Genomic DNA, 19,326 nt, shown 5'->3' on the forward strand with positions numbered 1-19,326 from the left:
CGGAATCCATTTTTCTGCGTCGCTTGCTGCACGATGGATTCCGGGTTCGCGCTTCGCGCGCCCCGGAATGACCAGCTCCTACGACCCCTGCCGCAGCCGCGCCAGCACCTTCAGCCCGCCATAGCCGTCCGCCGGCGTGATCCCCGCGCGTTGCTGGAAATCCTTGATCGCCTTCATGGTGTCGTTGCCGACGCGGCCGTCGGTGCCGCCGGTGTCGAACCCGGCCTTGGTCAGCCGCGTCTGCATCTCCTGCACTTCGGCCAGCGTCAGCGCGCGCTCGGAGCCGGGGAAGGGCTGGATGAAAGGCGGTGCGCCGAGGCAGCGGTCGCCGAGATGGCAGATCGCCAGCGCATAGTTCATCGAGGGATTGTAGCTCTTCACCGAGTAGAAATTGGGCCCCAGCAAGAAGGTCGGTCCGCCTGCGACCGGCGTCCAGATCTGTGCGGTCGCGGAGGCTTGCGGAAACGGCTGGCCGTCGGCGCGGGTGACGCCGGCGGCCTGCCATGCCGCATAGGTGCGGCCGCCGCTCATGTCGCCGGATGCGCGCACCTCGTAGCCCCAATGCTCGCCGCGGCGCCACTTGCCGCGATTGACGAGGTACTTTGCCGTCGAGCCCAGCGCGTCGTCGGGCTTGCCGAATGGCGACACCTTGCCGTCGCCGTCATAGTCGATGCCGACATTGAGCCAGACTTCGGGCATCCATTGCGAATGCCCCATCGCACCGGCCCAGGAGCCCTTCATCTCCTCCGGCGTGCTCCAGCCCTTGTCGACGATGCGCAGCGCGTTGATCAGCTCGGTCTCCCAATAGGCCTTGCGGCGCGGCTCGTTCCAGGCGAGCGCGGCGAGCGAGGGAAACACCGGCGTCATGTGGTTCTGCTGCACCAGCGGATCGCCATAAGCGGACTCGACGCCCCACAGCGCCAGCAGCGTGCCGCGCTCGACGCCGAAGTCGCGCTCGATGCGCGCGAGCAGGGCCTCGTTGTTCTTCAGCGCGATCTTGCCGTTGATGATGCGCCAGTCGGAGACGCGGCGGTTGATGTATTGCCAGACCTGCTCGTGGAATTCGGGCTGGTTGCGCATCTGCTTGAACACGCTCATGTCGGGCTCGACCCGCGCCATTGCTCGCTGCCAGGTCGCGGCCGAAATGCCTTTCGCCATTGCGCGTGCGCGAAAAGACTCGCGCCATTCGTCGAAGCCTGGCGGCGTGGCGAGGGCGTAGGTGGGTGACGCGGCGAAGGCTGCCGCGCCGAGCGCGGATTTCAGCAAGGTGCGGCGGGTGGGCGAGGAATCAGCTTGTTTCATGGACACATTGTAGCGGGAAACAAGGCTCCTGTGAGCCGGTTCCTGGAACGTAGGGAACAGGCGCCCCGCCGCACGTTCCCCGATTTTTCGGTCAGCCGCTTTACGGTCGGTTCGCTCTTGTCATGCAGAATGCGCGCATGCGGGAGCTGTTCGACATCATCCGTGCCAATCCCTGGCCGTTCGGCGCAGGGCTGTTCGTCGTGATCCTGATGATCATTGCGGAAAACTTTGGCCGAGGCATTCAGGGCGATGGCGCCGTCGGCGACTTGTCGGATGCCGATGGCGGCGACGGAGGCTTCGGCGACCAGGGCTAGTCCCGGCGCGGTCTAGTCGTCCTGCAAATCGGCCGCGATTCCGGCGAGCCAGCGCCGGACCGTTGTTTCCGCCTTGCTATCCAGATTCCGGGCGATGCGCTTCTCCAGCGCGATTACCCGATCCCGGCAAGCCTTGAGCAGCGTCGCGCCGCGCGGCGTCAGCGTCCATTGCTGGATGCGGCCGTGGACGGGATGAGGCGTCATCGCAATCGCGCCGTCGCGTTCGAGGTTGCGGATGATGACGCCGACCGTCTGCGGCGTCAGGAAGGTGAGGCGGGCGACGTCGGCGCCCGACAGGCCTGGATAGGCGTTCAGCATTGTCAGCACGGCAAATTGCGGCGAGGTCACGCCGAGATCGGCGAGCGTCCGTTCCATCGTCAGGCGGACCGCGGCATGGGCCTGGCGCAGCAGATAGCCGAGATAGCCTTGCTCGCCGCGTTTGCCTTCCCCCGGGGCGGGCACGCGGACCGCACTCCCGTCGGAAGCGGCGGAGGCCTTCCGCGGGCTTTTCGATCTTGTGAAGTCAGCGGCCTTGCGCGGCATATAAGAGCTCTTATACAGTATAAGTACTCTTACAATAACATGAGGTGCACGGCAATGTCACACGCCCGCAGCGAATATGAGGATTTCAAGCGGATCGCGCCCGATGCGTATGATCTGGTGCTGGCGCTGGGCCAGGCTGCGGCCAAGGCCGGCCTCGACAAGCAGCTTCTCGAGCTGGTCAAGTTGCGCGCCTCGCAGATCAACGGCTGCGCCTTCTGCGTGCAGCATCATATCCTGCTCTCGGAGCGCATCGGCGTGCCCGTGGACAAGCTCAATCTGGTCGCGGTCTGGCGCGAGGCACCGATCTACTCGGCGCGCGAGCGTGCGGCATTGGCCTGGACCGAAGCCCTGACCTTCCTGCCCGACGGCGTCAGCGACGAGGTCTACGCGGAAGTGACCAGCGAATTCTCCGAGTCCGAGCTGATGTACCTGACCTCGGCGGTCGCCTCGATCAACGTCTGGAACCGGTTTGGCGCGGCCTATCGCTGGACGCCGGCGAAGCGGCCGGTCGCAACGAATGCCGCCGCATCCTGATTGCCATCAGGGAAAAAGGGGAGGTTGTCATGACAGCAATGAGTCTGGCCACCACGCAACGCCCGGTGCCGTCGCGTTCAATGGCGCTGGCCGTTGTCGGCGGGCTCGCCTGCGCACTCGCGATCGGCAAGGCGCTGCCGCTGACGATGGAGACCGTATCCGGCGCGCTCGCGCCGCTCTGCGCGACAGCCGCGGAGAGTTCGCCGCTCGACAAGGTCGAGCCGATCGGCTCCTATGCATTGCCGAATGTGCCGGGCAAGCGCGTGACCATCGTGCGCGTTTTCTACGGCCCCGGCGGATTTACGCGGCCGCATCGCCACGCGGGCTCGGTGACCGCCTACGTCACCAAGGGCGAGATCCGCTCCCAGCTCGGTGGCGGCCCGGTCGAGACGTTTGGCGTCGGCCAGTCCTTCTTCGAGCCGCCCGGCGCGACGCATCTGGTGTCGGCGAATGCCAGCGCCACGCAGCCGGCGGAATTGATCGCGGTGTTCGTGGCGGACGAGGGCGCGCAGCTAACGACGTTTCTGGACTAGTTCGTAGCCCTGGCGAGCGAAGCGACACCCGGGAACAGTTGTCGTGAACATCCCGGATGTCGCTTCGCGCATCCCGACTATACGATCGGCGTGCTCCGCGATCTCGTCAGCCACCATACGACGCCGGATCGGGATTGTCGGACGGGTGCTCGAACGACTTCTTCATCGACACCGGCATCGGCACGTGGAAGTTCAGGCCGCGCGGCGGCACCGGCTCCATGAACCATTTGTTGTAGATCTTCTCGATCTCCGGGCTCTTGTAGAGTTTTGCCGTGGCACGATCGACCACGGCCTTGAACTGTGCGTCGTCCTTGCGCAGCATGATGCCGTAGGGCTCCGGATCGGAGAAGGCGCCGGAGCTGATGGCGTAGAGCGACGGATCCTTCGCTGAGGCGATCATGGCCGCGAGCTGGATGTCGTCCATGACGAAGGCCTCGGCCCGGTCAGTCTCGACCATCAGGAACGCCTCGGGGACGTCCTTTGCATTCATGACGTTGATCCCGAGCGCGCGCGCGGCGTTGGCCTTGTTGAGCTGGGTGATGTTGGTGGTGCCCGCGACCGAGACGACGGCCTTGCCCTTGAGGTCATCGACCTGATCGAGCTTCGAAGCCTTCTTCGACACGAAGCGGCTCGCCGTGAGGAAATGCGTGTTGGTGAACCACACCTGCTTCTGGCGGTCGGCGTTATTGGTCGTCGAGCCGCATTCGAGGTCGATGGTGCCGTTCGCCATCAGTGGAATGCGGTTGGACGAGGTGACGAGGTTCTCGTTGACCGCGAGCTTGTCCAGCTTCAACTCGGCCTTGATCTCCTCGACGATCTTCATGCAGATGTCGATGGCGTAGCCGACGGTCTTCTGCTTCTCGTCGATATAGCTGAAGGGCACTGCACTGTCGCGCACCCCGAGCGTGATCGCGCCGGTCTCCTTGATCTTCTTCAGCGTACCGGTCAATTCCTGCGCATGAGCCGGCACGGCGAATGCGACGGCCACGATGACCGCCGTGGTCAGACAACGCATGTGCTTCCCTTTCTCCAGTTTGCTTGCCGGAAGCCAAGCAATTCTGGGGCCAGAGAAGGCCGGGTCGTTCGGGGAGGTCGGGACGCCGATCCGCTTAAGCCTCGTGCGCCGAAAGGGGCGTCATGAGATCGTCATCGAGGCGCGCCGCGCGGTGAGGCGCGAGTTGCCTCAATTCTCCTCGCTGCTCGAGCCCTCGCGCTGATCCGGCTTGATCACGTCCTCAGGCAGCGCATGTGCCACAGGCTGCGGGCCGCCCGCGATCTCCGGGCCGACCTCGCGGCCGCGGGCACGGATCAGCCGCTCATAGGCGGAGACCAGCGTGACGTAGGGGCTGACCCAGATCCAGCCGTCGCGGGTGAACACCTGGACGTCGAAATGCAGATGCATCGACGTGCCGGCGGGATGGTCGAGATAGTTCGAGACCACGCCGATCTTCTCGCCTTCGGTCACGATGCGGCCGTTGAGCACGCCGTCGGCGTTCATCACCTGCGGGTTCATGTGCATGTAGCGGAAGCGCATGTGCTCGGTGCGGCTGTTGATCTCGAGCGTCGCGGCCTGGTCCTTGGATGCGCGGATCACGATGGCGTCGCGCACGGCGACGACGGCGCGCTGCTTGGGATCGCAGGGGGCGCGACCTTCGCCGGGCGGCGGGCACTCGGCGGCGCGGATGTCCTCGCCCTGGTGGCCGTAACCGCCGCCGCATTGCCCGACTTCGAAGCTGCGGGACTCGCAGAAATTGTCGCGCCAGGGGTAGGCCGTCGGACTCTCGTTCTTGTCGCGCCTGCCGTAGGATTGCGAGCGCACGAAGGCGGGCGCCTTCTCCAGCGGGAAGCGGATCTGCGCATAGGCCATCACGTCCGGATGGCCGCTCTTGTTGCGGTAGCCGGTGTTCGGGATGATGTCGCCGCTCGGCCGGTAGCTGAAATCGGCCGAGCGCCCTGAAGGACGATCGATGATGTCGGAGGCAACGTCCATCAGCGGCCGCATGCGCTGGCCGCCGGCGACGCGCAGCGCCTTCAGGAAGCGTTCGGCAACCGGATAGGCCTCCTTGCAGGCAAGCCGCCGCGGTTTTGCGACACTGTCCAGGCACTGGATGGAGACGACATAGGCGACGCCGAACCGAGTGAAGGCGTAGCGCACATAGCCTTCGCGGATGAACCTGCGCAGGTCCGGATAATGGGCTGCAAGCGGCTTGACCGGCTCACCCTTGCCGCCGGCGGGATCGGCGATGTCATAGAGCAGCGCAGAGCCCGTGATCTGCACCTCGACGGGTCTTGCGAAGACACGCGTCGGCATGCCGTCACCGGCGCCGGGTTCGAGCGAGAAGCTCGCGCTATATCCGGCGGGGCCGGCGTCGAACATATCGACGGGGTTGAAATCAGCCTGATAGCGCGACAGCGACAGGCTCGGCGGCGCGCCGTTGCGCTGGGCCTCGCGATAGGCGCCGGCGTCGAACGGCAGCAGCACGGGCACGGAGCTGCGGGCAATGCCGGTGAAGAATTGGGAGGAGATTGCGTTGAGCTGCACCAGCGCCGGCATCGCGCGCGGATCGTAGCGCGGCACGGAACGGCGAGGCACGAAGATGAAATCGTCCGCGGCCCGGGGGTGGCTGTTGATCTCGGTGCGGAGCTGGTCGAGCGCTGCGCGCCAATCGACGCGCAGGGCCGTGAGCGAGGGGCTGCGGAATTCGTCCGCAGCGAGCGGAGTGGCGGTGAGGAGCGACAGCGACGCCAAAAGAAGCGAGACGAAGCGGAAACTCTTCCTATCCACTGTCTCGCCCCCCGGCGGCACCTGTTCCGATCCTCGATCCCTGGCTTAGTCCTTGGCGCGCTCGGAGTAGGAGCCGTCTTCGGTCATCACCACGATGCGGGTGCCGACGGCGATGTGCGGCGGCACGGTGGTGCGGATGCCGTTGGAAAGCACCGCGGGCTTGTAGGAAGACGAGGCGGTCTGGCCCTTGGTCACCGGCTCGGTCTCCACCACTTCCAGCGTCACGCGCTGCGGCAGCGCGAGCGAGACCACGTTGACGTCGTGGGTCGACAGCTTGACGGTCATGTCTGGCTGAAGATAGGCGGCCGCGTCGCCGACCACGTCCTTGGAGACCTGGACCTGGTCGTAGGTCTCAGGGTTCATGAAGTGGTAGCCGTCACCGTCTTCATAGAGGAAGGTGAAGTTGCGCTCTTCGATCGTCGCCTTTTCGACCTGGTCGGTGGTCTTGTAGCGCTCGGAGATCTTTACCCCGTCCGAGATTCGGCGCATTTCGATCTGGCTGACCGGGGTGCCCTTGCCGGGATGGATGTTCTCGGCGCTCACGACGACATAGAGCTTGCCGTCTTGCTCGATCACGTTGCCCTTGCGAATAGAACTGGCGATGACTCTCAAAGCTGTATTTCCTGCTTGCTTGGCCCGGCTCCGGCCAGGACGTGGTCAAATTGATGGGGGACTTGGGGCCTCAAATCAGACCTCGGCGCCCGTTTCGGGCCGCAACATACTGATTTTGCCGTTGGATGCCAGCACTTTGCTGATGGCTGGGGTGGTCGGTTAATGGCTGGGGACAAGCCGATTTCGCCGTTCTGGTCGCCCGAGCGCCACCTCGACCGGCGGCCGTTCCTCCAGGCGAGGGGAGCCGTGACCGGGGCTTTACGGGGCTTTTTCGCCGAGCAGGGCTTCATGGAGGTCGAAACCTCCGTTCTTCAGGTCTCCCCGGGCAATGAGACCCATCTGCACGCCCCCCGGACCGAGATCGTGCGGCCCGACGGCAGCCGGGCCAGCCGCTACCTGCGGACCTCCCCGGAATTTGCCTGCAAGAAGCTGCTGGCGGCCGGCGAGCCCCGAATCTTCGAGTTCGCCCGGGTGTTCCGTGACCGCGAGCGCGGCGACCTGCATCTGCCCGAATTCACCATGCTGGAATGGTACCGGGCCGGTGCGCCTTATGACGCCATCATGGCCGACACCGTCGTGGTCATCGCCCGCGCGGCGCAGGCGACCGGGATCGGGACCTTCTCCTTCCGCGGCCGGACCGCCGATCCCTTCGCCGAGCCGGAACTCCTGACGGTCGCAGGCGCCTTTGAACGGTTCGCCGGCATCGATCTGCTGTCGACAATCTCGGGTGACGAGGGTAACCGTGCCGCGCTCGCCCAAATGGCTGGCGGCAAGATCCGCGTGGCCGGGGACGACACCTGGTCGGACATCTTCAGCAAGGTTCTGGTCGAGCATGTTGAGCCGCATCTGGGACAGGGGCGTTTGACCATTCTGTTCGAATACCCATCTCCCGAGGCGGCACTGGCGCGCGTGAAGGCCGGCGATCCCAGGGTCGCCGAACGGTTCGAGGTCTATGCCTGCGGCGTCGAACTCGCCAACGGTTTTGGCGAACTGACCGACGCCGAAGAGCAGCGCCGGCGCTTCACCGAATCGATGGCGGAGAAGCAGCGCCGCTATGGCGAAGCCTATCCGCTGGACGAGGACTTTCTGGCCGCGGTCGCCGCAATGCCGGAGGCGAGCGGCGTCGCGCTCGGCTTCGACCGGCTGGTGATGCTGGCCAGCGGCGCAACGCGGATTGATCAGGTGGTGTGGACGCCGCCCGCAAATGAAACGCTGAGTGAAACATGACGAAGACCAATCTTGCACGCACCTTGCGCGAGCCGGCCGAGCTCGTGGCCGAGCACCTCGCGCCTGCCGCGGCGCTGCCCGCACTGGAGCGCGTTGCCGCGCGCTATGCGGTCGCGATCACGCCGGCGCTGGTCGAGCTGATCGACACATCCGATCCTGACGATCCCATCGCCCGCCAGTTCGTGCCGACCGCCGCGGAGCTCGAGATGCAGCCGGGCGAGAGCGCCGATCCGATCGGAGATCACCCGCATTCGCCGGTCCCGGGCATCGTGCACCGCTATCCCGATCGCGTGCTGTTCAAGCTCGTTCACGTCTGCGCGGTCTATTGCCGCTTCTGCTTCCGCCGCGAGATGGTCGGCCCCGGCAAGGACAACGCGCTCTCGGACAGCGCTTATTGTGCTGCCATTGATTACATCCGCGCGCACGACGAGATCTGGGAGGTGATCCTGACCGGCGGCGATCCCCTCATGCTGTCGCCGCGCCGCATGAGCGAGATCATGGCCGATCTCGCCGGCATCGATCACGTCAAGATCATCCGCCTTCACACCCGCGTGCCCGTCGCCGACCCCGCGCGCGTCAGCGACGAGATGGTCGCAGCGCTGAAGGTTGCGGGCGCGACCACCTGGGTTGCGCTGCATGCCAATCATGCACGCGAGCTCACGGAAGGCGCCCGCGCAGCCTGCGCGCGGCTCGTCGATGCCGGGATTCCCATGGTCAGCCAGTCCGTGCTCTTGCGCGGCGTCAATGACAACGTCACGGCCTTGTCGGATTTGATGCGAGCTTTCGTCGAATGCCGGATCAAGCCGTACTATCTGCATCACGGCGATCTCGCACCGGGCACTGCGCATCTGCGCACCACGCTGGCGGAGGGGCAGGAGCTGATGCGGCAGCTGCGCGGACGGGTGTCAGGACTTTGTCAGCCTGACTACGTCATCGACATTCCCGGGGGTGCCGGCAAGTCGCCGGTGGGGCCGAACTATGTGTTGGCGGCACAAAATACCGCACCCGACGCACGTGAAGCGGCGACGGAAACGCGCTATCGTATCGTGGACTATTGCGGGGACGTTCATCTCTATCCGCCCGAGACGTGAGTGGTGACGGAGTGGACGCCGGTTTGAGCATGGAGGAACGGAAATGAAGAGGATCATCGTGGCCGTGTCGCTCGTGATCTTGCTCGGCGGCGCGGCAGTGGCGCAGACCGGCAGCAAGGGATCGACCACCACGTCGGGACCGTCGGCGGGCAATTTGCCGCCTGCACCCGTCGGTCATCGGCAGCCGCGCGCCGGCGACGTGCCGAACGAGAAGAATTTGAGCGACCCGAACGATCCCCTCAGCAAGGAAAACCAGGCGCTCGACAAGAAGATCAAGAGCATCTGCCGCGGCTGCTAGGCCGCGTCGGTGCGGGCAGGGCGCGACAGCTCGCGCCGCCCGCGTTTGCTTTGGCCTTACGCCGAGCGCTCGTGCAGCCCCGCGCGCTGGGCGTTGCGCCGGATTTCGACCGCATCGGCGAGCTGCTCGAGCACAGTTGCCGTGGTCGCCCAGTCGATACAGCCGTCCGTGATGCTCTGGCCGTAGGTGAGCGGCTTGCCCGGAACCACGTCCTGGCGCCCGGCGACGAGATTGCTCTCGATCATCACACCCATGATGCGGCTCTCGCCACCGGAAATCTGGCCGGCAATGTCGGCCATGACCAGCGGCTGGTTCTCCGGCTTCTTGCTCGAATTGGCGTGGCTCGCATCCACCATCACCAGCGGCGCGACGCCGGATTTCGCCAGCTCGTTGCAGGCCGCCGCGACGCTTGCCGCATCGTAGTTCGGCGTGCTGCCGCCGCGCAGGATGATGTGGCAGTCCTCGTTGCCCGCGGTCGAGGCGATCGCCGAGCGGCCGAGCTTGGTCACCGCCATGAAATGATGCGGATGCGAGGCCGACTTCACTGCGTCCGCCGCGATCCGCACATTGCCATCGGTGCCGTTCTTGAAGCCGACCGGGCAGGACAGCCCGGAGGCCAGCTCGCGATGGATCTGGCTCTCGGTCGTGCGCGCGCCGATCGCGGCCCAGGACACGAGGTCGGCGATGTATTGCGGCGTCGTCATGTCCAGGAATTCGGCGCCGGCCGGGAGGCCGAGATTGTTCACCGCTGACAGCACGTTGCGCGCCAGCCGCAGGCCCTTGTTGATGTCGAAGCTGCCGTCGAGATCGGGGTCGTTGATCAGGCCCTTCCAGCCGACGGTGGTGCGCGGCTTCTCGAAATAGACCCGCATTACGATCTCGAGCTGGTCGGCGAGGTCCTCGCGCAGTTTTGTGAGACGCTCAGCGTAGTCGAGCGCGGCCCGGGGATCATGCACCGAGCACGGGCCGACCACCACCAGCAGGCGGTCGTCCTGGCCGGTGAGGATGGCATGGATGGCGTTGCGCGCCGCCATCACCACACGCGTTGCGGTGAGTGTGCGCGGGACCTCTCGCATCACCTCATCCGGCGTGCTCAGCTCTTTCAGTTCACGGATACGAAGATCGTCAGTCGTGCTCAGCACGGCGGGCTCCTGCTTGTTTGAACCTGCCGGCCAATAAAAAAGCCGCCAGGTCTGGCGGCTGTTCGGACGTTTGCTTCAATATTTCAGATTGAGCGCGATCCTCCTGCCGCCAGCGAGCTGTCGTAGCTAAAGTACCAAAAATAGCTGGTGGCAACGGTGATCATGGCAGGCCATATAGCGTGCCATTGGCGGGTTGTCACCCCCCAATCGGCTTGGCGGGCGACGAGACCCCTCAGGTGTTGCTGTTGCGTGCCGCCAGCGCCATGCCGATCAGGGTGGCGCCGCCGAACAGCAGGTTGATACCGACGAGCACGCCGATCGCCCATTCCGCCGAGCTCGGCAGCCCCGTGATCACCATGAACGAGATCGCGATGTCGACGAGACCGGAGATCAGGAGCCACGACCAGCGGCCGCTCAGTTCGCGGCGGTGCTCGAGTGCGTACATGATGGTGGCGACGCCCTCGGCGAGGAAATAGGCGCCGAGCACGATGGTCAACGTCAGCACGGCCTGCATCGGCCGCGCCAGCAGCAGCATACCGGCAAGCACGGCCAGCGCGGCCGAGATTAGCGACCACCAGAAGCCCGGCGTGCTGCGCGCCCAATAGGTCACGATCAGCCCGCCAATGCCGCTGATCAAGAACATCCAGCCGAGGAAGATCGCGATGGCAAGGCTTGCGAGCGGCGGCAGGATCAGTGCGGCGACGCCGAGAACGGCGAGCAGGATGCCCTCGAACAGGAAGGCCTTCCAATGCGCCTTCACAGTCTTGCTCATCGCGGATTGCAGCCGTGAAAGATCTTCAGGCGATGTCATCGGCAGGCTCCGGATCGAAGGGTGTGTGCTCAATCTAGTATGCGCGCAGCGGGCTTGCCATCCCGTGGCTCAACCGCCGCCGTGCGCGGACGAAAAACCTTCGCCGCTGGTGCGAATGCGGTTGCGGCCGAGAATATAGATCGCCGTTGTGACAATCAGAAGCGCGAGGCCGAGCAGGATCGAGACGAAGCCGATCGGGATCAGGGCCAGCGTCAGATTGCGCTCGGGGTTGATCAGCCAGTGGTGGATCGAGGTCAGCACGAAGGCGAGGCCGAGAAAGCCGACGCCGCCGCCGGCCAGCAGCAGCGCCCACATCCGGCGCAACTGGCTGAGCCGCTCCCGCGCAACGTCCGTGCGGGGCGCGTGGTGGCGCGCGACGCGCCGCACCAGGCGGATGGCGAAGGCGATCGAGCTGAAGCCGACCAGGAGGCTCGCGGCGCCCAGCCACATCCGCAGCGTCGGGTCCAGATCCGGCATCCGCTGGAGGGTCAGCAGCGGGAAGTCGAAGGCCGAATGCAGCGCGAGCGGGCCGGCGAAGATCAGCAGGCGGCTGGAGAGACGGGCCCAGTCGCGATGGTGCCGGTTTGCGCCCAGCGCCGTGCCGGCACGGGCGATCGTCAGGTAAGCGCCGGCGATGATGCCGAGCGCGCCGTGGAACGGCACGGTGAGGACGCTGCGCAAGGCGGCGAGCGAGCGCCACATCTCGGCATGCTGGACGAGATAGGCGAGGTTCTCGTAGGCGGCGAAGCCGAGGCCGACCGCGGCGCCATAGACCACGGTGTCCAACGGATTGGCGAAGGTCCGCCGCTTGGTCGAGGAGACCAGCACGATGGCGACCACCTTGACGGCCTCCTCGGGCAGCGCGACGCCGAAGATCGAATGCATCGCCAGCGCCGCCCAGGGATTGTCGGGCGCTGCAACCATCTTGGCGAAGGGGGCGCGGGCGAGGCCGAGCAGCGAGATGCTGGCCGCGCCGAGCAGGAACGCGGTCCAGACCTGGGCCGGTGGTCCCGGGCGCTCTTCGGCGGCAATGACGAGCCACAGCATCAGCAGCGCCGGGGCGATGGCGGCAGTTCCGATGACGGTGGGTAAAGCTTCAATCAGATACATCGGCGCCGAAAATAGGTTCCCTTGATCCGCTTATCTACAATCACCGCTGCGACCATGTGTCATGCGCTTGCTGTCGCCTCGCTTAACGGGCGTGACAGCTCCCGTTCATCCGCACCGCTGGGACCGAATGCAGGGACAATCAATTGCGTAACGGGCCTGTTGGTCATCAACGCGCCTGTTGGTCCTGGATGGTCGCGATCGCATGTCCAGGATCGGGCCGCGATTGGCAAGCCAAATCAAGGAAATGCACCGGTTTCTTCGATTCACGATGCACGTCTCCCGGCGGCGAGTCTGGCAGGCGTGCCGTCCGCCAGAACAACGCGCGGCCGGGTAGATCGGCCTAGTTACGCTTCCTTGTGCGCCGGCGGGGCGATGTGGCGGTACGGCGAGCCCGCACCTGCTCCAGCTGCCAGAAGACGCGCACGAGGCACGAGCCCAGGCAGAACACGATCAACAGCAGCAGGAAGGCTTGATCGACGGCGGCGACATGGATCATGGCGATAGCCAAGCAACGTGCATGCCATGCGTTCCTGCAGCGGCCTGCGCTCGGCGCGACCGCGCCTCCTACCAGGCGTTGCTTGCGGAGGCTCGAATCGGCGCGTTGGCGCAGGGCGATCGGGGCTGCCGCTGCCAGCCTTCAGTGCGTGGTGAACGGCGGCGCCGCCTCGGGGGCGATGTCGAAGGCGCCGAGATGGAATTCCTCCCCGATGGGCTCGTCCGGCTCGGCGTGCTGCGCGAGCAGCGTGAACGCGGCCTGCGGGTATTGCTTCCAGATCTCGAGATCGCCGGCGGTGATGGTGAGCCAGCCGAACGTGTACATGTAGCGTCCGGGCTCGGTAACCCGGCCGACCCTGTCCCAGGTGATCTTGTCGACTGCCATTCGGTCCCCCGATCGCAAATCTGCAAATGAGGTCCGGCGCGAGGCACAGACCCTCAAAAGCTGATCCCGCAATGGGGCCGCGATAGGGCAGAGATGCGGAGGCAAGACGGCCCCGGAGGGCCGCCGCCTGCCGGTCAGCGCGTCGAGGCCGCCTGCGCTTCCGACGCCCGCTCCAGCTGCCGGTGCGAGGCGTGGAAGACGTCGTGGACGAGGCCGATCTTCTCCATGCCCAAGATGATCAGGCCGTTGAGATCGATCTCCCACCAGGCGTGCGAGATATAGGCGTCCCGCGGGAAGCGGTGATGGTTGTTGTGAAGGCCCTCGCCGAAGGTGAGGATCGTGGTCACGAACTCGTTGGTCGAGGCGTCGTCGACCTCGAAGCGGCGATAGCCGTAGGCATGGCAGACCGAGCCGGTGAGCTGGCTGACGAGGATCAGCAGATAGGCCCGGAGCAGGCCGGAGAACAGCACGCAGCCGATCATGGTGTGCACGCCGCCGAAAACGTAGCCGATGAAGCCGGGGATGAAGACGGCCGACATCCCGTACCAGACCCAGCGAGTGCGGACGAAGAACATCGCGATCGGATCGGCGAGGATGTCCTTGGCATAGTATTCGTTGTCGGTGGTCGCCTGGTCGAACACCCAGCTGCCCTGGGCGTGCAGGAAGCCCTTGAGCGCGCTGACATAGCGATTGCCGAAGCCGTCGAATTGCGGGCTGTGGGGGTCGCCCACGTCATCGGCATAGAGATGGTGGCGGCGGTGGTTTGCGACCCATTTGGCGATCGAGCCCTGCACCGCCATCTGGGCGATGGCGCAGAAGAAGACGCGCATGATCGGGCCGGTGCGGAAGCTGCGATGGACGAACAGACGGTGCATGCCGGCGCCGATGCCGAATGTCGTCAGCGCGAACATCCAGGCAAACGTAAACAGCTCCACCTTGCCGACGCCCTGCGTGACGGCCCAGATGATGCCCGCGACCGCGCCGACATAGAGGATGCCGAGGAGGAGATAGCTTTCGCGCAGCTTGGCTTTGACGAGCGGTCCCTCGGTCACGACACCGGGGGGAAGCTGCGGCTTGGCGGCGGTGGGCGCGCTCTGAGCGGTCTTTGCCTGGGCGAACTCAGCGTCAGCGATGGACATTCCGGGGCTTCCAATACGTTAGGCCCGCAATGATTGCGGACGTACTGGATCACACCCTATCGCGCAGGGCTTGCCGCCTCCAGCGTTTCGTTAAGAAAGAGTTAAGATGGAGCCAGCCGGTCTCAGGCCGGCTGCGGCACGGGCGAGCGCACGATCAGGCGGACGACGTCGTCCCACTGCTGCTTCTCGGCGAATTTGACCGCAAAGCCGTTGTCGAACTTGCGGATGACGCGCCCGACGCAGGCGCCGACCGCAAGCGGGGTACCGATCGGCGGATCATACTCGCAGGATATCGCGACGCCGGCGGTGGAGACGTCGATGATGAAGCAGGGATGGGTGCTGCCGTCGGCGAGCGTCAGGAAGGTGTGAGAGACCTGCGGAACGAAGCGGGCGTCATTGCGCAGCTCCTGGACGCTGGCGTCCCTCTGCTTCTTCTCCAGCCAGGTCAGCTTCTCCGACATCCAGGCGCGCCGCGCCCGCGTCATGTCGAGTTCCATCAGGAAGCCCGACTTCAGCGTCGCGCTGATCGTGCACTGGAATTCGCCGAAATCCTGGAAGTACGAGGTCACGCGCTCGCCGATCTTGCCGACGACAGGCACGTCCACGATCATGCGGAACGGCGAGACGCGCTTGGTCCGGCAGGCGAAGGTGCGGAGGTTGCCCTCACAATCGTACCAGCGCGGCAGCGAGTAGCTTCCGCTCACGGTGACTTCCACTGCACGCTGCCTGAGGAATTCTGCGATGGACATCCGCGCCAATCGGGTTTCGGAGTATTTCCGTACTTCCACGGTAGCGGTCAAATTCTAAGCAAATGATACCGCCGCTCAGGAGCAGGGGTAAATTTCCGGTAAACGCGTGGCCCGGTCATGCACCGGCGAAAGCGGCATAAGGTCCCGATTATGGGGCACGCAAGTTCACAACACCGTTATTGAGAGCGACGGCTCGGTCGTGGCGTTCAGAGAGAGCCGAGCAGAACGAGACAGGCCAGCACGGCCACGGCAACGAGGAGCCTGGTCGTTTTCCAGGCCAGACTCTCCGCACCGACGTTCAATCCGAACCACGGCAATGCGTGCCGCAGCGCGCGCGTTGCGAATGCTTCGACCATGGCGAGCGCGAGGGCGATGCCGGCAAGGAACGCCCATGACTCGGCCGGGGGGATCCACGGCGCCAGCCAGGCAGGCACCGAGCCTTTGAAGGACGCGAGCAGCGCGAACCATCCGAACAGGTATGCGAAGCTCTTGATGATGTCGGGTCCGAGCGCATCGGGCTCGAGCCGGATGCCGATCGCTGCGAGCGCGCGCTCGATGCGCTCACCGTCGGCGAAGAAGAGAAAGGCGCCGAGGTAGAGCGGAACCCGCGACATGAAGAGGAGGGCCATCAGTCCGAACAGAACCGCGTAGCCGTAGGCGTCGCCGAGAATGTGCATGCCGCTGACGCGCGAGGGCTCCGGCGCGGTCGCGGCCTGGCGCTGCTGAAGCGACCTCGCTCGCGCCATGTGCTCCAGCATCCTGGCGCGGCGGTCCGGTGTGTAGGGCGTCGTGCGCTGCATCCAGGGCGGCAGTGCCGGCGAGGCAATGCTGGATTGGCCGTCCGAGGGGGATTTGCGCTGCTCCATGGGTCCACACCGGTTCCAACAGGATGTTGGTCGGAGGTGAGGGCCGGAGAGGTTCACGGGCAGGGCGGTGAATTTCGCCGCATCGTCCGCGCGCGGATGGCGCTCCCTAGCGGAATCGAACCGCTCTCTCCACCGTGAAAGGGTGGCGTCCTAACCGATAGACGAAGGGAGCAAACGCTAAGCCCCGCCGCTTTTGACGGCACGGCCGCGGCCGCGCGAGTCGTGCCCGGCGGCTTGCAGCGGGCGAACGTATAGTGGCCTTTCGGCCCGTGGGCAAGCCGTTCGGGAACGGTCTTTTGGAACCGTGGACAGCGCCGGCGAGAGGATGATTCGGACCCGATTTCAACGGTTTCTTAGGGCTCCCTGAGGTAGTGCTGGAGCGGGAGATTTCACGCCAATGCCACCGCCCAAGAAGCGCGCAGACCGCAAGCTGCTGTCGCAGCACGCCTGGATCACGCTCGACGGCGGGTTCGCGGCGCGGCATTGCCTGGTCCAGGACATCTCGAGCTCGGGCGCCAAGATCACCCTGGACGAGGACGCAAGCCAGCTTCCGGGGGTGATCCGGCTGGCCTTCGCGCGCGATGCCCGCACCGGGCGGAACTGCCAGGTGGTCTGGCGCCGCGGCAACTCGGCCGGGATCAAGTTCATCTGACATCCACCTAGTGCGACCCGGATGGCGCGCGGCACCTCGCCGGGCTAGAACGCTCGCATGCGCACACAGCTCCTCATCCTGATCTCGTTGCTGGCCACGTCCGCGGCCGCGGCCGAAGCCTTGCGCCTTCCGGCTGCCGAGCCGCCGCAGGCGGGCAAGACCTTGCCGCTGAAGGGCACGGGCGGGACGGCGAAGGCGGGCGCATGCGCGTCCTATGGCCGTGGCTACCACATGGTCGAGGGCACCGGCACCTGCGTGAAGATCGGCGGCTCGATCAGCGTCGACGCCGCGGTCCGGCGCTAAAGCCGCATGCCGCCGGATCTGTTGCGGCTCGATATCGTCGTCCCCGTGCTGATGTATTGCGCGCTGCTGTGGTGGGTCGGCCGCGGCCTGAGCTGGCCGGCGCGGCTCGCCACTGCTGTCGTGACGCTGGTGCTGATCATCTGCGTGCTGCTCGTCGAGCGCGGCTGGCTCTAGGCGCGGCCGTCAAAACAAAAAGTGCGAAAACAACCCCATGCACAGTAGCCGTCAAGTGCGGCGATGCCGCCGGCCGCGTGCGCCGGAATGACGATTCCCCGCGCGCTCATCGCAGCTTAAGCCGCGCCAGCGGCTCACGACATCGGCGGTGCGACAAACTGGGCAAAGCCGGGGCGTTTGCCGAGCTCGGCGAGCCAGCGCGTCAGGTTCGGCTGCGCCGGCCGGGTGATGCCCTCGACGCCGAGCCAGCGCCGCGCATAGGATCCAACAGCGATGTCGGCGAGCGTGAACTGGTCGCCCTCCATGTAGCGGCGCGTCGAGAGCAGGCGATCGGCGATCGCCCAGACCTCGACGGCGGTATCGGCATCGCGCTGCACCTGGATCATGTCGCGCTCGGCGGGCGCCGTGCGCACGATGCCCCAGAACACCGGACGGTCGACCGGCTGCACCGCCGACAGCGTCCAGTCGAGCCAGCGGTCGACCGAAGCTCGCTGCTTCGGCGCGTCCGGATAGATCGGCGTGCCGCGTCCATGCGCGAGGCAGAGATAGCGCATGATCGAATTGGATTCCCACAGCACGAAGTCGCCCTCGACCAGCGTCGGGATCCGCGCATTCGGGTTCATCGCGAGATACTCGGCCTCGCGGGTCTTGCCGTATTGCATGCCGGCATCGATGCGCTCGTAGGCGAGGCCAAGCTCGGTGAGGCACCACAGCACCTTCTGCACGTTGACCGAGTTGGCGCGGCCCCAGATCGTCAGCTTGGTGTCAGGCATGAAGCTTCTCCCGCGGCGTTTTCAGTTGTGCGGGTGATAGCGGAATTTCCTGTGCCGGACGACGGCGTTTGCGGCGCGCCCCTCATGCAAAAAGCTCCGCCATGGGCAGAGCTTTCATTGCAGGTTGAACCGGCTCGTCAGTGGCCGAAGAACAGCCACAGCAGAAGGATCACCGGGATCGGCACGCCCAGCATCCACAACAACAATCCTCGTCCCATCGCGTCCTCCTCCAATCATCTTGTCGAGGAGTGAACGTGCGCGGCGAGGGCTTGTTCCTATGGAAAAGGCCCTACCAGTGGCCGGTGTTCGGCATCGACGACCACGGCTCCTGCGGCGCTTTCGGCTCGCCCTTCTGCAGCAGCTCGATCGAGTGCAAATCGGGCGAGCGCACGAAGGCCATGTTGCCGTCGCGCGGCGGCCGGTTGATGATGACGCCGGCCTTCATCAGCTTCTCGCAGGTGGCGTAGATGTCGTCGACCTCATAGGCGAGATGGCCGAAGAAGCGATCCTCGCCGTACTTCTCCTCGTCCCAATTGTAGGTGAGCTCGACCAGCGGCGCGCCGCGCGTTTGCGGCTGCTTCTTCAGCGCCTCGAGATCGTCCGACGAGCACAGGAACACCAGCGTGAAGCGCCCCTTGTCGTTCTCGATCCGCCGCACCTCCTTCAGCCCCAGCGCATCCTGGTAGAACTTCAGCGCGACATCGAGATTGCGCACGCGCAGCATGGTGTGAAGGTATCGCATGGTTGTTGCTCCCTTTGACAGTCGGAGGGTTTTGCTTTGGGCCGGGACGGCGGGGGTAGGAGATAGCAGGAAAGTGGGAGGAGGGGCAGGGGGCGGGGGCAAAGTCAGCAGGCTGGCGAAGGCAAATGAATTTGATCCACCGTCACCATAGTCCTCCGGAGTCCAGTAGATGGTATTGGGTCCCCCAATATTATACGAACAACGATACGGTCCCTTTCGCCACCCTCGCGCAAAGAATCACGTGTACCATCAGCAATCAGAGAGAGACCAACGCGGCGCAGCGTTCCATGAGGCCGGGCATATAGTCGTGGCATGGAGTCTGGGTCTAGCTGTCGGCGAGGCCGAAATAGCGATCGGTGGTGACGACGCGAAGGGCACTGCGGAAATCCAAGACGCAGGCCATGCGGACCTCGTAGACCAGCTTGCAGTTTGCGCGGCGGGCTTGGAGGCTCAGAAGCTCTTTGACGCTCCTACACATGAAGGAGCAGGTTGGGGGGACTATGGGAAGATGGTGGAGCTAATGCGAGACCTCGATGAGCAAGAGCAATTGAGGATGATGCATCAAGGGCACGGCCGTGCATCTGATCTCTTGTCCGCACACTGCGCAAAGGTTGAGCGACTTGCTCTGGCATTGTTCGATAAAAAGCGGCTGGACGCGGATGAGATCGCAAGGCTTCTTGCAGACTAATCGTGCGCCACCGTGGCAATACGCTATCGTTGCAAGAGACACAGCAGGTGCTTAGGCG

Annotated in this window: 25 protein-coding genes and 1 tRNA gene; 10 read left to right on the forward strand and 16 right to left on the reverse strand. The window is 65.1% G+C overall.

Going from position 1 to position 19,326, the window contains the following annotated elements:
* Positions 1 to 78 precede the first annotated feature (78 nt).
* Positions 79 to 1,302, reverse strand: coding sequence for a lytic murein transglycosylase (locus WN73_RS38395; RefSeq protein ID WP_271557412.1), 1,224 nt, complete (start codon positions 1,300 to 1,302; stop codon positions 79 to 81).
* Between the two features lie 137 nt (positions 1,303 to 1,439).
* Between WN73_RS38395 and WN73_RS38400 the strand changes: the two genes are divergently transcribed.
* The gene (locus WN73_RS38400; protein WP_166466011.1) at positions 1,440 to 1,616 is read left to right on the forward strand and encodes a hypothetical protein; all 177 of its coding nucleotides are present in this window, start codon (positions 1,440 to 1,442) and stop codon (positions 1,614 to 1,616) included.
* 12 nt (positions 1,617 to 1,628) lie between these two features.
* Here WN73_RS38400 and WN73_RS38405 read toward each other — a convergent pair whose 3' ends face one another.
* A complete protein-coding gene (locus WN73_RS38405) occupies positions 1,629 to 2,159 on the reverse strand; it encodes a MarR family winged helix-turn-helix transcriptional regulator (RefSeq protein ID WP_161535019.1) in 531 nt (176 codons plus the stop codon).
* A gap of 54 nt (positions 2,160 to 2,213) precedes the next feature.
* Here WN73_RS38405 and WN73_RS38410 point away from each other — a divergent pair, with 54 nt between their 5' ends.
* Both WN73_RS38410 and WN73_RS38415 read left to right on the forward strand, forming a co-directional pair.
* Complete coding sequence (locus WN73_RS38410; RefSeq protein ID WP_028171301.1) at positions 2,214 to 2,693, forward strand: carboxymuconolactone decarboxylase family protein; 480 nt, start codon at positions 2,214 to 2,216, stop codon at positions 2,691 to 2,693.
* A 29-nt stretch (positions 2,694 to 2,722) separates the two neighbouring features.
* Positions 2,723 to 3,226: a cupin domain-containing protein gene (locus tag WN73_RS38415; RefSeq protein ID WP_028171302.1), complete on the forward strand. Its 504-nt coding sequence runs from the start codon at positions 2,723 to 2,725 to the stop codon at positions 3,224 to 3,226.
* A gap of 106 nt (positions 3,227 to 3,332) precedes the next feature.
* Here WN73_RS38415 and WN73_RS38420 read toward each other — a convergent pair whose 3' ends face one another.
* From WN73_RS38420 to efp, 3 genes are all read right to left on the reverse strand, one after another.
* The gene (locus tag WN73_RS38420; RefSeq protein ID WP_011087156.1) at positions 3,333 to 4,241 is read right to left on the reverse strand and encodes an amino acid ABC transporter substrate-binding protein; all 909 of its coding nucleotides are present in this window, start codon (positions 4,239 to 4,241) and stop codon (positions 3,333 to 3,335) included.
* Positions 4,242 to 4,409: 168 nt separating this feature from the next.
* Complete coding sequence (locus WN73_RS38425) at positions 4,410 to 6,032, reverse strand: peptidoglycan DD-metalloendopeptidase family protein (RefSeq protein ID WP_011087157.1); 1,623 nt, start codon at positions 6,030 to 6,032, stop codon at positions 4,410 to 4,412.
* A 24-nt stretch (positions 6,033 to 6,056) separates the two neighbouring features.
* On the reverse strand, positions 6,057 to 6,623 hold the full coding sequence (gene efp, locus WN73_RS38430; RefSeq protein WP_011087158.1) for an elongation factor P: 567 nt from the start codon (positions 6,621 to 6,623) through the stop codon (positions 6,057 to 6,059).
* Positions 6,624 to 6,785: 162 nt separating this feature from the next.
* Between efp and epmA the strand changes: the two genes are divergently transcribed.
* The 3 genes from epmA to WN73_RS38445 are packed head-to-tail and all read left to right on the forward strand — an operon-like array spanning position 6,786 to position 9,239.
* A complete protein-coding gene (gene epmA / locus WN73_RS38435; RefSeq protein WP_028171304.1) occupies positions 6,786 to 7,850 on the forward strand; it encodes an EF-P lysine aminoacylase EpmA in 1,065 nt (354 codons plus the stop codon).
* Positions 7,847 to 8,941 carry a lysine-2,3-aminomutase-like protein gene (locus tag WN73_RS38440; RefSeq protein ID WP_161535017.1) on the forward strand — a complete coding sequence of 365 codons (1,095 nt, stop codon included), beginning with the start codon at positions 7,847 to 7,849 and terminating at the stop codon, positions 8,939 to 8,941. The genes epmA and WN73_RS38440 overlap by 4 nt, the downstream gene beginning before the upstream one ends.
* Positions 8,942 to 8,984: 43 nt before the next feature.
* Positions 8,985 to 9,239, forward strand: a complete 255-nt coding sequence (locus tag WN73_RS38445; protein WP_028171306.1) for a hypothetical protein — start codon at positions 8,985 to 8,987, stop codon at positions 9,237 to 9,239.
* Between the two features lie 56 nt (positions 9,240 to 9,295).
* Here the strand turns inward: WN73_RS38445 and WN73_RS38450 are convergent, their stop codons facing one another.
* From WN73_RS38450 to WN73_RS38490, 9 genes are all read right to left on the reverse strand, one after another.
* Positions 9,296 to 10,381, reverse strand: a complete 1,086-nt coding sequence (locus WN73_RS38450) for a 3-deoxy-7-phosphoheptulonate synthase (RefSeq protein ID WP_011087161.1) — start codon at positions 10,379 to 10,381, stop codon at positions 9,296 to 9,298.
* Between the two features lie 232 nt (positions 10,382 to 10,613).
* The gene (locus WN73_RS38455; protein ID WP_011087162.1) at positions 10,614 to 11,192 is read right to left on the reverse strand and encodes an HdeD family acid-resistance protein; all 579 of its coding nucleotides are present in this window, start codon (positions 11,190 to 11,192) and stop codon (positions 10,614 to 10,616) included.
* Between the two features lie 69 nt (positions 11,193 to 11,261).
* A complete protein-coding gene (locus WN73_RS38460) occupies positions 11,262 to 12,302 on the reverse strand; it encodes a PrsW family glutamic-type intramembrane protease (RefSeq protein ID WP_271557423.1) in 1,041 nt (346 codons plus the stop codon).
* Between the two features lie 340 nt (positions 12,303 to 12,642).
* Positions 12,643 to 12,798, reverse strand: coding sequence for a hypothetical protein (locus WN73_RS38465; protein WP_271557424.1), 156 nt, complete (start codon positions 12,796 to 12,798; stop codon positions 12,643 to 12,645).
* A 141-nt stretch (positions 12,799 to 12,939) separates the two neighbouring features.
* On the reverse strand, positions 12,940 to 13,182 hold the full coding sequence (locus WN73_RS38470; RefSeq protein WP_271557426.1) for a hypothetical protein: 243 nt from the start codon (positions 13,180 to 13,182) through the stop codon (positions 12,940 to 12,942).
* Positions 13,183 to 13,316: 134 nt separating this feature from the next.
* A complete protein-coding gene (locus WN73_RS38475) occupies positions 13,317 to 14,321 on the reverse strand; it encodes an acyl-CoA desaturase (RefSeq protein ID WP_011087165.1) in 1,005 nt (334 codons plus the stop codon).
* Positions 14,322 to 14,443: 122 nt separating this feature from the next.
* Positions 14,444 to 15,070, reverse strand: a complete 627-nt coding sequence (locus WN73_RS38480; protein ID WP_271557428.1) for a PilZ domain-containing protein — start codon at positions 15,068 to 15,070, stop codon at positions 14,444 to 14,446.
* A gap of 206 nt (positions 15,071 to 15,276) precedes the next feature.
* Entirely contained in the window at positions 15,277 to 15,936 is a 660-nt protein-coding gene (locus WN73_RS38485; RefSeq protein WP_271557430.1) for a hypothetical protein, read from the reverse strand.
* 97 nt (positions 15,937 to 16,033) lie between these two features.
* Positions 16,034 to 16,108: transfer RNA gene (locus WN73_RS38490), tRNA-Glu, on the reverse strand.
* Between the two features lie 225 nt (positions 16,109 to 16,333).
* Between WN73_RS38490 and WN73_RS38495 the strand changes: the two genes are divergently transcribed.
* The 3 genes from WN73_RS38495 to WN73_RS38505 are packed head-to-tail and all read left to right on the forward strand — an operon-like array spanning position 16,334 to position 17,065.
* Positions 16,334 to 16,588: a PilZ domain-containing protein gene (locus WN73_RS38495; RefSeq protein WP_271557431.1), complete on the forward strand. Its 255-nt coding sequence runs from the start codon at positions 16,334 to 16,336 to the stop codon at positions 16,586 to 16,588.
* Positions 16,589 to 16,645: 57 nt separating this feature from the next.
* Positions 16,646 to 16,891 carry a porin gene (locus WN73_RS38500; RefSeq protein ID WP_271557432.1) on the forward strand — a complete coding sequence of 82 codons (246 nt, stop codon included), beginning with the start codon at positions 16,646 to 16,648 and terminating at the stop codon, positions 16,889 to 16,891.
* A gap of 6 nt (positions 16,892 to 16,897) precedes the next feature.
* Entirely contained in the window at positions 16,898 to 17,065 is a 168-nt protein-coding gene (locus WN73_RS38505) for a hypothetical protein (protein WP_011087169.1), read from the forward strand.
* Between the two features lie 134 nt (positions 17,066 to 17,199).
* Here the strand turns inward: WN73_RS38505 and WN73_RS38510 are convergent, their stop codons facing one another.
* Both WN73_RS38510 and WN73_RS38515 read right to left on the reverse strand, forming a co-directional pair.
* Entirely contained in the window at positions 17,200 to 17,838 is a 639-nt protein-coding gene (locus WN73_RS38510; RefSeq protein ID WP_271557433.1) for a glutathione S-transferase family protein, read from the reverse strand.
* A gap of 289 nt (positions 17,839 to 18,127) precedes the next feature.
* Positions 18,128 to 18,580: a VOC family protein gene (locus WN73_RS38515; protein WP_271557435.1), complete on the reverse strand. Its 453-nt coding sequence runs from the start codon at positions 18,578 to 18,580 to the stop codon at positions 18,128 to 18,130.
* Between the two features lie 307 nt (positions 18,581 to 18,887).
* Here WN73_RS38515 and WN73_RS38520 point away from each other — a divergent pair, with 307 nt between their 5' ends.
* Positions 18,888 to 19,268, forward strand: a complete 381-nt coding sequence (locus WN73_RS38520) for a hypothetical protein (protein ID WP_271557437.1) — start codon at positions 18,888 to 18,890, stop codon at positions 19,266 to 19,268.
* Positions 19,269 to 19,326: the final 58 nt, after the last annotated feature.

Source organism: Bradyrhizobium sp. CCBAU 45394, assembly GCF_028128655.1.
In the GTDB taxonomy this organism is placed as follows: domain Bacteria; phylum Pseudomonadota; class Alphaproteobacteria; order Rhizobiales; family Xanthobacteraceae; genus Bradyrhizobium; species Bradyrhizobium diazoefficiens.

Excerpts from the sequence above, each read along its gene's own strand:
- WN73_RS38465 (WP_271557424.1), bottom strand. The coding sequence starts at position 12,798 with ATGATCCATGTCGCCGCCGTCGATCAAGCCTTCCTGCTGCTGTTGATC.
- WN73_RS38480 (WP_271557428.1), bottom strand. The coding sequence starts at position 15,070 with ATGTCCATCGCAGAATTCCTCAGGCAGCGTGCAGTGGAAGTCACCGTG.
- WN73_RS38400 (WP_166466011.1), top strand. The coding sequence starts at position 1,440 with ATGCGGGAGCTGTTCGACATCATCCGTGCCAATCCCTGGCCGTTCGGC.
- epmA (WP_028171304.1), top strand. The coding sequence starts at position 6,786 with ATGGCTGGGGACAAGCCGATTTCGCCGTTCTGGTCGCCCGAGCGCCAC.
- WN73_RS38500 (WP_271557432.1), top strand. The coding sequence starts at position 16,646 with ATGCGCACACAGCTCCTCATCCTGATCTCGTTGCTGGCCACGTCCGCG.
- WN73_RS38460 (WP_271557423.1), bottom strand. The coding sequence starts at position 12,302 with ATGTATCTGATTGAAGCTTTACCCACCGTCATCGGAACTGCCGCCATC.
- WN73_RS38475 (WP_011087165.1), bottom strand. The coding sequence starts at position 14,321 with ATGTCCATCGCTGACGCTGAGTTCGCCCAGGCAAAGACCGCTCAGAGC.
- WN73_RS38455 (WP_011087162.1), bottom strand. The coding sequence starts at position 11,192 with ATGACATCGCCTGAAGATCTTTCACGGCTGCAATCCGCGATGAGCAAG.
- WN73_RS38415 (WP_028171302.1), top strand. The coding sequence starts at position 2,723 with ATGACAGCAATGAGTCTGGCCACCACGCAACGCCCGGTGCCGTCGCGT.
- WN73_RS38395 (WP_271557412.1), bottom strand. The coding sequence starts at position 1,302 with ATGAAACAAGCTGATTCCTCGCCCACCCGCCGCACCTTGCTGAAATCC.
- WN73_RS38445 (WP_028171306.1), top strand. The coding sequence starts at position 8,985 with ATGAAGAGGATCATCGTGGCCGTGTCGCTCGTGATCTTGCTCGGCGGC.
- WN73_RS38420 (WP_011087156.1), bottom strand. The coding sequence starts at position 4,241 with ATGCGTTGTCTGACCACGGCGGTCATCGTGGCCGTCGCATTCGCCGTG.
- WN73_RS38515 (WP_271557435.1), bottom strand. The coding sequence starts at position 18,580 with ATGCGATACCTTCACACCATGCTGCGCGTGCGCAATCTCGATGTCGCG.
- WN73_RS38405 (WP_161535019.1), bottom strand. The coding sequence starts at position 2,159 with ATGCCGCGCAAGGCCGCTGACTTCACAAGATCGAAAAGCCCGCGGAAG.
- WN73_RS38470 (WP_271557426.1), bottom strand. The coding sequence starts at position 13,182 with ATGGCAGTCGACAAGATCACCTGGGACAGGGTCGGCCGGGTTACCGAG.
- WN73_RS38495 (WP_271557431.1), top strand. The coding sequence starts at position 16,334 with ATGCCACCGCCCAAGAAGCGCGCAGACCGCAAGCTGCTGTCGCAGCAC.
- WN73_RS38440 (WP_161535017.1), top strand. The coding sequence starts at position 7,847 with ATGACGAAGACCAATCTTGCACGCACCTTGCGCGAGCCGGCCGAGCTC.
- WN73_RS38505 (WP_011087169.1), top strand. The coding sequence starts at position 16,898 with ATGCCGCCGGATCTGTTGCGGCTCGATATCGTCGTCCCCGTGCTGATG.
- WN73_RS38410 (WP_028171301.1), top strand. The coding sequence starts at position 2,214 with ATGTCACACGCCCGCAGCGAATATGAGGATTTCAAGCGGATCGCGCCC.
- WN73_RS38485 (WP_271557430.1), bottom strand. The coding sequence starts at position 15,936 with ATGGAGCAGCGCAAATCCCCCTCGGACGGCCAATCCAGCATTGCCTCG.
- WN73_RS38510 (WP_271557433.1), bottom strand. The coding sequence starts at position 17,838 with ATGCCTGACACCAAGCTGACGATCTGGGGCCGCGCCAACTCGGTCAAC.